Genomic DNA, 12,499 nt, shown 5'->3' with positions numbered 1-12,499 from the left:
TCCACCCCCCCCCCCCACACTATTATGTCTACGCCTCCCCACCCGGGGGCGCCCCCCGGCGGGGGGTGGGGGGGGCCCCCCGCCGCAACACGAACTGTGCTGGAGATGAACTGACATGACGCAGCAATCCACTGTCGCGCGCACTGCGTTCGGCGATCTGGCACCCGCGCTCGCGGATTACACCGACCGGGTCCTCTTCGACGACGTCTGGCAGCGCCCCGGCCTTTCGCCGCGCGAGCGCAGCCTCGTCACCGTCGCGAGCCTCGTCGCGCTTTATCGCACCAACGAACTGCCTTATCACCTCGGGCGTGCGCTCGATAACGGCATCACGCGTGACGAGCTGATCGAGACGATCACCCACCTCGCGTTTTACTCGGGCTGGCCCACGGCCAGTACTGCGCTCGGCATCGCGCGGCGCGTTTTCGAAGAACGCGCGGCCTGAGACGTCAGCGCCCACCCGGGAACTTCCGCAACACTTTCTGGCGCAGGTACAGCCTGCATGGAGCATCAAGAATGGATTACCGCTATCTGGGTCGCAGTGCGCTCAAGGTTTCGCCGCTGTGTCTCGGCGCGATGATGTTCGGCGGCGAGACCGACGAGGTCACATCGAAGCGCATCATCGACAAGGCATACGATCAGGGCGTCAATTTCATCGATACGGCCGACGTCTATCACGCTGGCCGCTCCGAGGAAATCGTCGGACGCGCAATTGCCGAGCGGCGCGACAACTGGGTCGTCGCCACGAAATTCGGCTATCCCACATCGCAGGGTCCCAATGAACACGGGCAATCGCGCAAGTGGATCATCCAGTCCGTCGAAGCGAGCCTGAAGCGCCTTGGTACGGACTACATCGATATCCTGTACTTTCACCGCGCGCTCACCGAAGCGCCGCTCGAAGAAGGCGTGCGCGCCGTCGGCGATCTGATCCGTCAGGGCAAGATCCGCTATTTCGGCGTGTCGAACTTCAAGGGCTGGCGTATCGCCGAAATCGCGCGCATCGCCGATCAGCTCGGCATCGACCGGCCCGTCGCGAGCGAGCCGCTCTACAACATCGTCGATCGCACCGCGGAAGTCGAGCAGTTGCCGGCGGCCTCGCATTACGGCCTTGGCGTCGTGTCTTACAGCCCGCTCGCGCGCGGTGTGCTGAGCGGCAAATATGCGGCCGACGCGTCGCCTCCCGCGGACTCGCGCGCAGGTCGCGGCGACCGGCGCATCCAGCAGACGGAATGGCGCCCGGAATCGCTCTCGATCGCGCAAACCATCGCCGCTCACGCGGTACAGCGCGGCACGACCTCGATTGCGTTCGCACTCGCCTGGGTGCTCAGAAACCGGCTCATCAGCGCGACGATCGCGGGTCCGCGCACTGAAGCGCAGTGGGACAGCTACGTCGAGGCGCTGAAGCTGCAACTCGGCCCCGACGACGAAAAACTCGTCGACAGCCTCGTGACGCCGGGTCATGCGTCGACGCCTGGCTACACCGATCCGGGCTATCCGGTCGAAGGACGGCGGGTGGTCTAGCCGGGCGACGGGGGTGGAATGTCGCCCTCGTCGCCATCGAAACCGCCCTGCAGGAGATCAAGATGGTCGGCGATAGCTATCCAGCGCACATCCAGCAGCGCGTCGATCGCTGATTTACCGGGTGCGTTTCGCGGGCCGGCGCGACATGCTTCGTGCCGGCCGCCTCAATTTGATCCGCACCCGCAGCAGGATATTTTCACCGTGCCAATGAACCACCCGAGAACCATTGACGCCGGCCCTCGCGTTGACGACGTGCACAGCCTGCGGATACTCGCGATCCTGAGCGTCTTGATGGCGTTCGCATGCTGCTCGCGTTCGACGCGAGAACCAGCTGGGCGGCCTCATGGGCCTCGTGATTCCACTCTTTCTCTTCGTATCCGCCGCGGGCTTTATCGTGGCCAACTCGATTGCCGGCGCGCTGTCGAGTTATCCCGAACGTGCAGGCGCAGTGTCGGCATGGATCGGTGCAATCCAGTACGGCACGGGCATCGTGGGCTCCGCAATGGTCGGCATCTTCGCGGACGGCACGCCCTGGCCGATGGGTTGGGTCATTGCGCTTTCCTGCATCGGCAGCCTGCTTTGTGCGCTGTGCCTTGTACTGGTTTCTCCTGCGACCACCCGCGAAGTCACGGTTACCAGCTGAGACCGGCATCACACGCACTCGCTGTAACATTGAAGACGGTGTCGCCATGCACGGGCGACCACTCCAGACATGCAACAGGAAGCAGTGTGAAAAATGGCCGACATGCACAATGACCTGATGGAACTGCGCGAACTGATTCGCGAGTTTGTGAGCGAACGCGACTGGGACAAATTCCACACACCCAAGAATCTCGCGACGGCGCTCAGTGTCGAGGCGAGCGAATTGCTGGAGCCATTCCAGTGGCTCGTATCGGGCGAGAGAAGCGAGTTGAGCGATGCGAAGCTCACGGCCATCCGTCATGAAATGGCGGACGTGCTCGTGTATCTCGTGCGTCTCGCAGACAGGCTCGACGTCGATCTCTTCGCCGCCGTGCTGGAAAAGATGGCGATCAACCGCACAAAATATCCCGCCGACAAGGTGCGTGGCGACGCCCGCAAATACTCCGAGTACGACGACCACGGATAACGCCCGCGCACAGTCTCGTGCCATTGCTGGACATCACACATGCATGGCGACGAAGCCCGGCCCGAAAGTCGCGTGCTATGCTTGATCGTGCAACGAAGCTTCGCGAAACGGACCCCGAAGCGCGTCGACCGTGCGTCGGATATGACGTCAAACGCTGTACAGGTCGTCGCGGGAACAGGCCAGCCAAAAGCGCAATTGCCAACCATGGACTATCGTCATCTGCAGCAGGGCAAGAGTCTGCATGGCCGCATCGTGCAGGACCTCGGCATGGATATCGTGGGCGGCAAGGTGCAGCCAGGCCAGCGGTTGCCCGCCGAAACGACGTTGTGCGAACGCTATGGCGTGAGCCGCCCCGTGTTGCGCGAAGCGACACGTGTGCTCGTTGCGAAAGGGCTGGTTGTCTCGAAGCCGCGTGTCGGTAGCGTCGTCAAGCCGCGCGCGGAATGGCACATGCTCGATCCCGATGTGCTGTACTGGACGATCAACAGCGTGCCGGAAGGCGAATTCTTCAGTTCACTGCTGACAGTGCGCCGCATCATCGAACCCGCTGCCGCTGCGCTTGCCGCAACCTCGGCGACAGGCGAAGACCTCGCGCGCATCGCGTCCGCCTACGCGCAGATGGAAAATGCCGAGACCCCCAGCGCGTTACTGGTCCCGGATCTCGAGTTTCATCGCGCGATCATGGCCGCCACGCACAACGATCTGCTGGCCTATATCGGCAACATGCTTTCCCTTGCGCTATCGGAATCGATCAAGCTGACAAGCCGGCATCCCGACACACACGCGCTCTCACTGCCCCGCCACAAGGCAATCCTCACCGCGATCCAGAGCCGCGATGCGCTCGGTGCGCGTCACGCGAGTCTCGTCCAGCTCGACAACGCACGCGCCGACGCGGAGAGCATTCTGGAAATCGCCAGCCACCACACCGCCTGATTCACGCTCAGCGCCGGCTGCACGATATCAGTCAGATCAATGCGAATGGCGCGGCACGTCGGCGCCCCGGCAACCCACCAGAAAATCGAAGTCGCATCCCTGATCAGCCTGCAGAACGTGTTGGACGTACAGATGCCGGTAGCCGCTGGCATCGGCGGGATCGTCCTTGCGCGTCGTGGTCCATGCCGCGAGTCGCGCCGCCAGTTCTTCGTCGCTGATGTCGAGATGCAACTGCCCCGCATCGCAGTCCACTTCGATCCAGTCGCCGTTCTGAACCACGGCAAGCGGGCCGCCTGCGCGCGCTTCGGGCGCCACGTGCAGCACCACCGTTCCATACGCAGTACCGCTCATCCGTGCATCGGAAATGCGCACCATGTCGGTCACGCCCGCTGCGAGCAGTTTGGGCGGCAATCCCATGTTGCCCACTTCGGCCATGCCGGGATATCCCTTCGGGCCGCAGTTCTTCAACACCAGCACGGAATCGGCCGTCACGTCGAGGTCGGGTGCGCCGATGCGCGCCTTGTAGTCCTCGAAGTTCTCGAACACGACAGCGCGCCCACGATGTTTGAGTAGCGCTGGTGTCGATGCGGAAGGCTTGAGCACCGCGCCGTTCGGCGCTAGATTGCCGCGCAGCACGTACAGCCCGCCATCCGGAAACACGGGCTGGTCGAGCGGGCGGATCACGGCGTCGTTGTAAAGCGGCGCGTCCTTGCAGTTGTCCCAGAGCGACCGCCCGTTTGCCGTCAGCGCATCCGGATTCGGCAACAGGGCTGCCTCGCCAAGCCTGCGCACCACCGCCGGCAGGCCGCCCGCGTAATAGAACTCCTCCATCAGATAGCGCCCCGACGGCTGCAGGTCGACAAGCGTGGGCGTGCCGCGGCCGATGCGTGTCCAGTCGTCGAGTTCGAGGCTCACGCCGATGCGCCCCGCAATCGCCTTCAGATGGATCGCCGCGTTCGTCGAGCCGCCAATCGCGGCGTTCACACGAATCGCGTTTTCGAACGCTGCACGCGTAAGCAGTTTCGAGAGCCGCAGGTCGTCGAGCGCCATCTCGACGATACGCATGCCAGACATGTGCGCAAGCACATAGCGACGGGCATCCACAGCGGGAATCGCCGCGTTATGCGGCAACGAAACGCCGAGCGCTTCGGCCATGCACGCCATCGTCGAAGCCGTTCCCATCGTGTTGCACGTGCCTGCCGAGCGCGACATGCCGGCTTCAGCCGACATGAAGTCGTGCAGCGAGATCTTGCCCGCCTTCACCTGCTCGCTCAATTGCCAGACGATCGTGCCCGAACCGATATCGCGGCCCTGATGCTTGCCGTTGAGCATGGGGCCGCCAGTCACGACAATCGCTGGCACATCGCAGCTTGCCGCGCCCATTAAAAGCGCCGGCGTGGTCTTGTCGCAGCCGACCAGCAGCACGACCGCGTCGACCGGATTACCGCGTATCGACTCCTCGACATCCATGCTCGCGAGATTGCGCGTCAACATGGCGGTGGGACGCAGGTTCGATTCGCCGTTGGAAAACACGGGGAACTCGACCGGAAAACCGCCTGCTTCGAGCACGCCGCGCTTGACGTGTTCGGCGAGCTTGCGGAAATGCGCATTACAGGGCGTCAGCTCGGACCACGTATTGCAGATCCCAATAATTGGCTTTCCGCCAAACTCATGATCGGGAATGCCCTGGTTTTTCATCCAGCTCCGGTACATAAAGCCGTTTTTGTCGGCTGTACCGAACCATTGGGCAGAGCGTAGTGGACGCTTTCCTTTATTCATGCCCCCTCTCCTCCTCGAAGCTACCTCGATAGTAATACTATTTAAGTGGCACATCGTGAAGATCATTCCGACGCGGCGCAGCGTCATAAACGTGCTGCGCTGCACCGCCTTTAGCGCCCTGGAACTGTGTACGGGATGTCCGCGTTAATTAGTCCGACTAGTTAAGGGTATACATCGATTAATAGGTAAAAGGGCGTGATATAGGATTTTTGGCAACGCCGTCATGCGTGCTCGCGTGCCCGCGGGGTTCATTCTGGAAGTGATGCCCGGCTACGGTGCTTTTCCGGCCTGCGCCGTCATGCACAGTGAAGTGTCTAAAAACTGAAAGACAGGAGACTGAGATGGCGCACGAAAAGGAAGACAACGATGAAGTCCAGGGGATGCGTCGCGGGCTGCTGCAGGGTGCGGGGCTCTCTGCTGCACTTGCACTGCTGGGCGGCGTAGGTGGCGCGATTACGCCGGCGCAGGCGGCTGAAGGCGGCTCCTTTCCCGCGCATAAAAAGTGGAAGATCGTTTTCGTCAACCACGTCACGACGAATCCGTTTTTCGTGCCGACGCAATATGGCATTCAGGACGCGACGGCCATGTTCGGCATGGATTATCAGTGGACCGGTTCCGCTAACGCCGACATCGCCGAAATGGTGAATGCGGTCAACGCCGCCGTTGCCGCCAAGGCTGACGCGATCGCCGTGCCGATCGTCGATCCCAAGGCATTCGACAAACCAATCCAGGCCGCGCTCGATGCCGGCATTCCAGTGTTTGCCTATAACGCCGATGCGCCTTCCGGCTCGACGAATCCGCGCCTCGCCTACATCGGACAGGACCTGTATCTGTCGGGCTATCAGATGGGCGAGCGTATCGTGAGCCTCATCGATAGCGGTCTGGTTGCGCTCTTCATCGCTACGCCTGGCCAGCTCAACATCCAGCCGCGGCTTGACGGCGCGGTTGCCGCAATCAAGAAGTCCGGCAAGAAAATCGACGTGCAGACGATCGCAACCGGCGCGACCGTCAACGAAGAACTGTCGAAGATCAAATCGTTCTATCTCGGCCATCAGGATCTCAAGGGCATGTTCGCCGTCGATGCGGGCAGCACGCAGGGCGTTGCCGAGGTCATGAAGGAATCCGGTCTGCCGGCGAAGGGTGTGCATGGCGGCGGCTTCGATCTGCTGCCACGCACGGTCGACCTGATCCATGACGGCTTCCTCGATTTCACAATCGACCAGCAGCCTTATGTTCAGGGTTTCTATACCGTGCTTGAGGCGTTCGTCTTCCTCGCGTCCGGTGGACTCGTCGGGCCTGCCAATATCAACACGGGTCTGAAGTTCGTCACGAAGGGTTCGGTGGATCCTTACCTCACCACTTCGACGCGCTACGAGGGCAAAAGCACTAAAGCCCAGATCGTGCCACGCACAGGTGCGATCAAGGGGTGACGTCATCCGTGACGGATCCCACTTCATCCGCCAAACGCCCGAGGCGCTGGTCAGGCGCGCTCGGGCGTTCCAGCGAAATTCGCATCTTCGCGGTTGCGCTCATCCTTTGCATTTACTTTGAAACCCTCAATCACGACTTTCTGCTGACGAGCGCAAGTCTGCAGAATCTCTCGCAGTTCATTGCGCCTGTCGCGATCATCGCGTTTGGCGAAATCATGCTGATGATCGGAGGCGAGATCGATCTCTCCGCCGGGATGGTGTTTGCATTTGCACCGTTCATCATGCACTTCACGCACGAAGAAGGTGTGCCCGCCTGGCTTTCGTTAATGACGGGCGTGTTTGCCGCGGGCGTGGTCGGCCTGATAAACGGCGCGGTCACGGTGTATCTTCGCATTCCGTCTTTTGTCACGACGCTAGGCACGCTGTTCTTTGTCAACGGTCTCACGCTGACGATTTCGCGCGGCACGCCGGCTTCGCCGCCAGAGGATGCCGCCTTTGCCGCATTCATGGGTGGCTGGGGCTATAGCGAAATCATCTGGACAATCGGAATTGCCGCGATGATGCACGTGCTGCTTCGTCACACGCGCTGGGGATTGCATACGATCGCGTCTGGCGCCAACCCGCTAGGTGCAAGTGAAGCCGGCATACATGTGCGGCGTCTCAAGCTCGGCAATTTCATCATTGCCGCATTGCTTGCGGGTTTTACCGGCATTCTGGAAGGCTTTCGCATTACGTCGATCGATCCGCAGGCAGGCGGCAACCAGATCATGTTCCTCGCGGTTGCCGCGGCCGTGATCGGCGGCACACCGCTAGCCGGCGGCTCGGGCACGATCATCGGCGGCCTGATTGGCGCCGCGGTGCTTGGCATCCTGAACGACGGCTTCACGCTCATCGGCATCAACGCGTTCACGTTCAACATGATTCTGGGTGCCGCGATCCTCGGCGCGATGATCTTCAACATTCACGTCGTTCGTCTCGCGCGCAAGGGAGAGTTGTGATGGTCGACGCGATCGAGGCGCTGCGCGGCGAAGATATCGTCAAGCGTTTCGGCGCGGTCACCGCGCTCGATGGCGTTTCGCTCACGCTAAGACAGGGCGAGATTCTCGGCGTGCTCGGCGACAACGGCGCGGGCAAATCGACACTGATCAAGATACTCACGGGGTTTCATCAACAGACCTCCGGCAGGCTCTTTGTGGCCGGCGCGGAAACGCTGCTGCGCTCCGTCGATCATGCACGCTCGCTTGGCATCGAATGCGTGTACCAGGACCTCGCGCTCGCCAACTCCCTGAGCATCTATCACAACATGTTCCTGAACCGCGAGATCATCCGTCGCGGTCCGTTCAGGCTGTTGAACAACCGCGCCATGCGCGCCCGCGCCGCGGAATGTCTCGAAGAAATTGGTGTGAATGTTCCTTCGGTCGATCTGCCGGTCGAGCAGCTTTCCGGAGGACAGCGGCAGGCAATCGCCGTTGCGCGCGCGGTCAATTCGAACGCGAAGATACTGTTGCTCGACGAACCGCTCGCCGCAATGGGCGCGCGCGAAGCAGCACTGATCATCGACCTGATCCTTCGGCTGAAGGAAAAAGGTGGGCTGTCGATCATCATGATCATGCACAACTACGCACAGACGCTCGATATCGCCGATCGTGTGATGCTGATGCAGCGTGGCCGCGTGACCTATCAGCGGGAAGCCGCGAGTACGTCTGTTGCGGAGTTGATGGATATCGTGCGCCGCGAGTATCGGGCAATGCGCGCGACGACAGACTGACTGAAATCCGTTTTACGTCTGCGCTGAGCGGAACGGAGCAACATCCTCCCTGCCGTTGCACGCCGCAATACCTTTCCGCCTCTCTATCAGCAATTCGCGCTTCCGAATCGCCAGTCATCACAGTGTGCGAACTGGCGATCATGTCGGCACGGCTTGCCCGGGGCCGCCCAGACCTGACGCCACCGCTGCCGACACACCCAGGCGCGCCAGAATACGCGCGTAATCTTCAGGGGTGTCCATATCGATCGTGAACCGGTCATGCGTGGCTTCATGCGCAATGACGTCATCGGGATGCTCGTCAATCAGTTTTCGACACCCCGGATTGACGTGTCCACTGATGACCTCGGCCGCGTAGCTCGCGGAGAAAGCCACCGGATTCCCGCGCTGCCCCCTGAAAAATGGAACCAGAATCGATCCGCGCGGCATCGCGGCAAATGCGTCGATCACTTCGCGATAGTCCGCTGCGTCGAGCAGCACCTGATCCGCGAGGCATACCATCACTACGTCGCAGGGCGCACCGAGTGCCGCGACCCCGGCCGCAACCGACGTCATCTGTCCTTCTTCGTAGCGCGGATTGCTCTGGAACGTAACCCGCATGCCATCGAGCGCGTCCATCACGGCACGTCCCCTGAACCCCGTCACGACCACGATCTCCTCGGGTTGGGCTCCGGCGATTGCGCTCACCGTGCGCCGGATGGCAGGCTGTCCGCCGACCGGGAGCAGCAACTTGTGCTGGCCCTGCATCCGGGATGACAGTCCGGCAGCCAGCACGACCGCCGAGAACGTGGGTACATGCCGGGATGTGGCGACTGTCCACGCGTCGTTCATATCTTCTCCCCGGGCTGCACACCACGGGCTATCGCCAGATATTTGCCCGGTTCGCGTTCGAATTCGACTTTGCAACCGTCGCAGCAAAAGTAGACGCGCTCCCCATCACAATCAATCACATGTCTTGCTGAAGCGATATCGACCCACATGCCGCACACGGGATTGCGATAGCGTGCCGGCGACAGCTCGGCCGATGCCATCGCCTCGCATGGCGGCAGAACGGGCACCGCTTCGGCCTCTGTGACAAGCGACGCGGACACCGCATGCTCCAGTTCGCGCCGAAGGGTCACCAGCCCTGCCACAGCACCCAGCGCAATCTCCTGCGGAGTGTGTGCGTGGATCGCGGGCCCGGCGGGTGCATGGAGTGCCGCAAGCCGCGCGGGCCCAATCCCGCGCGCGCGCATTGCTTCGTGCAACGTCTCTGCCTTGCGCCTGCTGGCAACCAGCAGCACGGCCGCTGCCGTGCTGCGCAACGCGGCTTCGAGTGCATCCTCATCGCTGTCGCCCTGGGTCGCCACCAGGATGAGTTGCGGCGCGACCGTGTCGAACACGCTTGCGTCGAAGCCGTGGATCACCCGTGGCAAACCGAGCGCAACCAGGGGCGCTGTCACGCTGGCCGCGGCGTAGACGCGAAACCCGACGCGCTGCGCCAGTACGCAGGCTTCCAGAGCCGTGGGCGTCGAGCCAAGAACGATTACCGGCGGCGCGGGCACCACCGGTTGAATGAAGAGCTCCATCGCGCCGTTGCTCGCGCACGGCATGGCGTGTGCCTCGACATCGGCCTCCGGTGCCGCCTGCTCGTTGCTGATGCGCACGCGTTTCGGCAACCCCGCGCGGATCGCCTGCTGCGCCGCCTGGATCACAATCATTCGCGAGCAACCGCCACCGATCCAGCCGTGCAGTTCGCCGTCGCGCTCAACGAGTGCCTGTGCACCGACCCACGTGGAAGTGGGTGGCGCCGCGCGAATCACCGTCACCACCGCAAACGGCTCAGCCTGCTCAATCAGCCGTTGCTCGAGTTGCAGAAGGGTATCGTCGTTCATTGCAAGACGGACAGCACTTGTGGCAGCACGCGCTCAAGACTTGCGAGATCGCGTGCGCCGGCCAGCAGATCGATATAGGGCATCGCCACCTGCATGCCAACGCTTGACGGTGTGAAGTCGGACCGGGTCGCGAGCGGATTCAGCCAGACCACGCACCGACAGCGGCGCCGGATTCTGGCAAGCGCCTGCTGCAGGCGTCCAGGTTCGCCGGCGTCGTAGCCGTCGCTGACGACCACCACGGCCGTGCGCGAATGCAGCAGTCGCGTGGCATGCTGCTGGTTGAATTCGTCGAGACTGTCACCGATTCGCGTGCCACCTGCCCATCCCGCCGACAGCAGTTGAAGGCGCTCCTGTGAACGCCACGGATCAGGATCGCGTAGCGCCTGCTCGACACCCACCAGCCGCGTATGGAAGATAAAGCAATGCACGTCGGAAACCCGTGCAGTCAACACACGCGCAAGCCTCAAATAGAAAAAGCTGTACATACTCATTGAGCGGCTCACATCCAGCAGCAGCACGATGCGCGGCCGCAGGCGGCGCTTCTGCCGCCATGCCAGGTCGAGTGGCTGACCGCCGGTCGATACGCTGCGCCGAATCGTCCACGCCATGTCGACGACGCGGCCGGTGTTCGCACGACGTTCACGGCGCACCTGAATACCCTGCAGGCGCTGGGCGAAACGACGGATCGCTGCGTCAATCGAAACGAGGTCGTCAGGCTGGTTGAGATGCCGGAAGTCCGCATGGGCCAGCGAAACGTCGCCTGATGCACCCTGTTCGGCGGCATCGCCATTCGAGGACGCCGGATCATCGCCGCCCGTGGTCAGCGACAACGGCATACCCTCGCTCGCGTCACGTTGTCCGTCCGCCATATTCCGCTCGATAAGGCCCCTGCCGCCGGTGCGCGTTTCGACCATTTTGCGGCGATTGGGCCGCTGGAACCAGGCGTCGAACAGTGCGTCGAAACGCCGCCATTCTTCCGCGCGTGAACACAGCACCGCTCGCAGGCTCCAGCGCAGCAGTTCGCTGTCCAGCTGACCCATGCGCTGCGCAACCTCCATCGAGGCGGCCACGTCGGCGCTGGTCACGCGAAAATCGTTGGCGCGCAGCCATTCGGCAAAGCCGGTATAGCGGGCGATCAGGACCGCTTCGAGGCTCAATGGAGATGCGCGATCCGCGGCGCACTGGATACCGGTCAACATGCCGCCACCAGTTTCTCGACAACCGGCCGGCTCAAGCCGGCCTGATCTTCACGCGTCTTGATGAGCGCCGACAGTGAATTCATGATCTGTTCGACGCCATCGGCATCAATCGCGCTCACGCCAAGACGCAGGAGCGCGGCTACCCAGTCGAGCGTTTCAGCGAGTCCGGGCCTTTTTTGCATGTCCATCTGTCGCACCGACTGCACGAATTCGACAATCTGCCGTGCCAGCTTCTCCGGCACGTCGGGCACCTGGGTGCGCACGATCAGCAACTCCACTTCGAAGTCCGGATAGTCAACATACTGGTACAGACAGCGGCGACGCAGCGCATCGGAAATCTCGCGCGTTGCGTTGGACGTCAGAATCACGAAAGGCCGCTCGACGGCCCGGATCACGCCCAGTTCCGGAATCGACAACTGGAAATCGGAGAGAAGTTCCAGCAGATAGGCTTCGAACGCCTCATCGGTACGGTCGATTTCATCGATCAGCAAAACCGGCGCGGGCGTCGTCGTGATCGCTTCGAGCAGAGGTCGTTTGAGCAGATAGCGTTCGGAAAAAATATCCTGCTCCTTGTCGCGTACCGGCCGCTCGTCCTGTTCCAGCAATTTGATGGCCAGCAACTGGTGCTGATAGTTCCATTCATACAGTGCGGAATGCACATCGAGACCTTCATAGCATTGCAGCCGGATCAGACGCGTGCCTAAAAGCCGCGCAAGCGCCTTGGCCACTTCCGTCTTGCCGACTCCGGCCTCGCCTTCCAGCAGCAGCGGGCGACGCATCTCCATCGTCAGCAGCAAGGTGGCAGCGAAGCTGGGCCGCGCGATGAAACCATGCCGCTGCAGTTGCTGCTGCAGGCCAAGAACGTCGTTCATCCGGTCGGTCGCCATGGGTGC

Annotated in this window: 13 protein-coding genes; 8 read left to right on the top strand and 5 right to left on the bottom strand. The window is 62.1% G+C overall.

From position 1 onward, the window contains the following. Positions 1-115 precede the first annotated feature (115 nt). From LPA36_RS28035 to LPA36_RS28015, 5 genes are all read left to right on the top strand, one after another. On the top strand, positions 116-442 hold the full coding sequence (locus LPA36_RS28035; protein ID WP_228883761.1) for a carboxymuconolactone decarboxylase family protein: 327 nt from the start codon (positions 116-118) through the stop codon (positions 440-442). Positions 443-513: 71 nt separating this feature from the next. Then, positions 514-1,518, top strand: coding sequence for an aldo/keto reductase (locus LPA36_RS28030; protein ID WP_228883760.1), 1,005 nt, complete (start codon positions 514-516; stop codon positions 1,516-1,518). Positions 1,519-1,861: 343 nt separating this feature from the next. Beyond that, positions 1,862-2,161 carry an MFS transporter gene (locus tag LPA36_RS28025; protein WP_407674351.1) on the top strand — a complete coding sequence of 100 codons (300 nt, stop codon included), beginning with the start codon at positions 1,862-1,864 and terminating at the stop codon, positions 2,159-2,161. Between the two features lie 93 nt (positions 2,162-2,254). Further along, the gene (locus tag LPA36_RS28020; protein ID WP_228883759.1) at positions 2,255-2,626 is read left to right on the top strand and encodes a nucleotide pyrophosphohydrolase; all 372 of its coding nucleotides are present in this window, start codon (positions 2,255-2,257) and stop codon (positions 2,624-2,626) included. A gap of 204 nt (positions 2,627-2,830) precedes the next feature. Next, positions 2,831-3,559 (top strand): FadR/GntR family transcriptional regulator, encoded by a 729-nt coding sequence (locus LPA36_RS28015; protein WP_228883767.1) that lies wholly within the window; start codon positions 2,831-2,833, stop codon positions 3,557-3,559. A gap of 36 nt (positions 3,560-3,595) precedes the next feature. Here LPA36_RS28015 and LPA36_RS28010 read toward each other — a convergent pair whose 3' ends face one another. Then, entirely contained in the window at positions 3,596-5,338 is a 1,743-nt protein-coding gene (locus LPA36_RS28010; RefSeq protein ID WP_228883758.1) for an IlvD/Edd family dehydratase, read from the bottom strand. A 341-nt stretch (positions 5,339-5,679) separates the two neighbouring features. On the opposite strand from LPA36_RS28010, the gene LPA36_RS28005 reads away from it, so the two are divergent. Genes LPA36_RS28005 through LPA36_RS27995 form a run of 3 tightly spaced genes read left to right on the top strand, consistent with a single transcriptional unit; the run spans position 5,680 to position 8,536 of the window. Further along, positions 5,680-6,768, top strand: coding sequence for a sugar ABC transporter substrate-binding protein (locus LPA36_RS28005; protein ID WP_228883757.1), 1,089 nt, complete (start codon positions 5,680-5,682; stop codon positions 6,766-6,768). Between the two features lie 8 nt (positions 6,769-6,776). After that, on the top strand, positions 6,777-7,766 hold the full coding sequence (locus LPA36_RS28000; protein ID WP_228883756.1) for an ABC transporter permease: 990 nt from the start codon (positions 6,777-6,779) through the stop codon (positions 7,764-7,766). Next, on the top strand, positions 7,766-8,536 hold the full coding sequence (locus LPA36_RS27995) for an ATP-binding cassette domain-containing protein (protein ID WP_228883755.1): 771 nt from the start codon (positions 7,766-7,768) through the stop codon (positions 8,534-8,536). Before LPA36_RS28000 ends, LPA36_RS27995 begins: the two co-directional genes overlap by 1 nt. 138 nt (positions 8,537-8,674) lie before the next feature. Here LPA36_RS27995 and LPA36_RS27990 read toward each other — a convergent pair whose 3' ends face one another. Genes LPA36_RS27990 through LPA36_RS27975 form a run of 4 tightly spaced genes read right to left on the bottom strand, consistent with a single transcriptional unit; the run spans position 8,675 to position 12,493 of the window. Continuing rightward, complete coding sequence (locus LPA36_RS27990) at positions 8,675-9,364, bottom strand: nucleotidyltransferase family protein (protein ID WP_228883754.1); 690 nt, start codon at positions 9,362-9,364, stop codon at positions 8,675-8,677. After that, positions 9,361-10,407, bottom strand: coding sequence for an XdhC family protein (locus tag LPA36_RS27985; RefSeq protein ID WP_228883753.1), 1,047 nt, complete (start codon positions 10,405-10,407; stop codon positions 9,361-9,363). The genes LPA36_RS27990 and LPA36_RS27985 overlap by 4 nt, the downstream gene beginning before the upstream one ends. After that, entirely contained in the window at positions 10,404-11,606 is a 1,203-nt protein-coding gene (locus LPA36_RS27980; protein WP_228883752.1) for a vWA domain-containing protein, read from the bottom strand. Before LPA36_RS27980 ends, LPA36_RS27985 begins: the two co-directional genes overlap by 4 nt. Next, positions 11,600-12,493 carry an AAA family ATPase gene (locus tag LPA36_RS27975; RefSeq protein ID WP_407674350.1) on the bottom strand — a complete coding sequence of 298 codons (894 nt, stop codon included), beginning with the start codon at positions 12,491-12,493 and terminating at the stop codon, positions 11,600-11,602. Before LPA36_RS27975 ends, LPA36_RS27980 begins: the two co-directional genes overlap by 7 nt. Positions 12,494-12,499 lie beyond the last annotated feature (6 nt).

Origin of the sequence: Paraburkholderia saeva (assembly GCF_907164555.1) — a bacterium.
Classification (GTDB): Bacteria; Pseudomonadota; Gammaproteobacteria; order Burkholderiales; family Burkholderiaceae; genus Paraburkholderia; species Paraburkholderia saeva.
The sequence above is the reverse complement of the archived record's forward strand: the minus strand, read 5'-3'. Positions and strand labels throughout refer to the sequence as shown.

Coding starts and splice junctions, on each gene's coding strand:
- LPA36_RS28035 (WP_228883761.1), top strand. CDS start 116: ATGACGCAGCAATCCACTGTCGCGCGCACTGCGTTCGGCGATCTGGCA.
- LPA36_RS28030 (WP_228883760.1), top strand. CDS start 514: ATGGATTACCGCTATCTGGGTCGCAGTGCGCTCAAGGTTTCGCCGCTG.
- LPA36_RS28025 (WP_407674351.1), top strand. CDS start 1,862: ATGGGCCTCGTGATTCCACTCTTTCTCTTCGTATCCGCCGCGGGCTTT.
- LPA36_RS28020 (WP_228883759.1), top strand. CDS start 2,255: ATGGCCGACATGCACAATGACCTGATGGAACTGCGCGAACTGATTCGC.
- LPA36_RS28015 (WP_228883767.1), top strand. CDS start 2,831: ATGGACTATCGTCATCTGCAGCAGGGCAAGAGTCTGCATGGCCGCATC.
- LPA36_RS28010 (WP_228883758.1), bottom strand. CDS start 5,338: ATGAATAAAGGAAAGCGTCCACTACGCTCTGCCCAATGGTTCGGTACA.
- LPA36_RS28005 (WP_228883757.1), top strand. CDS start 5,680: ATGGCGCACGAAAAGGAAGACAACGATGAAGTCCAGGGGATGCGTCGC.
- LPA36_RS27995 (WP_228883755.1), top strand. CDS start 7,766: ATGGTCGACGCGATCGAGGCGCTGCGCGGCGAAGATATCGTCAAGCGT.
- LPA36_RS27990 (WP_228883754.1), bottom strand. CDS start 9,364: ATGAACGACGCGTGGACAGTCGCCACATCCCGGCATGTACCCACGTTC.
- LPA36_RS27985 (WP_228883753.1), bottom strand. CDS start 10,407: ATGAACGACGATACCCTTCTGCAACTCGAGCAACGGCTGATTGAGCAG.
- LPA36_RS27980 (WP_228883752.1), bottom strand. CDS start 11,606: ATGTTGACCGGTATCCAGTGCGCCGCGGATCGCGCATCTCCATTGAGC.
- LPA36_RS27975 (WP_407674350.1), bottom strand. CDS start 12,493: ATGGCGACCGACCGGATGAACGACGTTCTTGGCCTGCAGCAGCAACTG.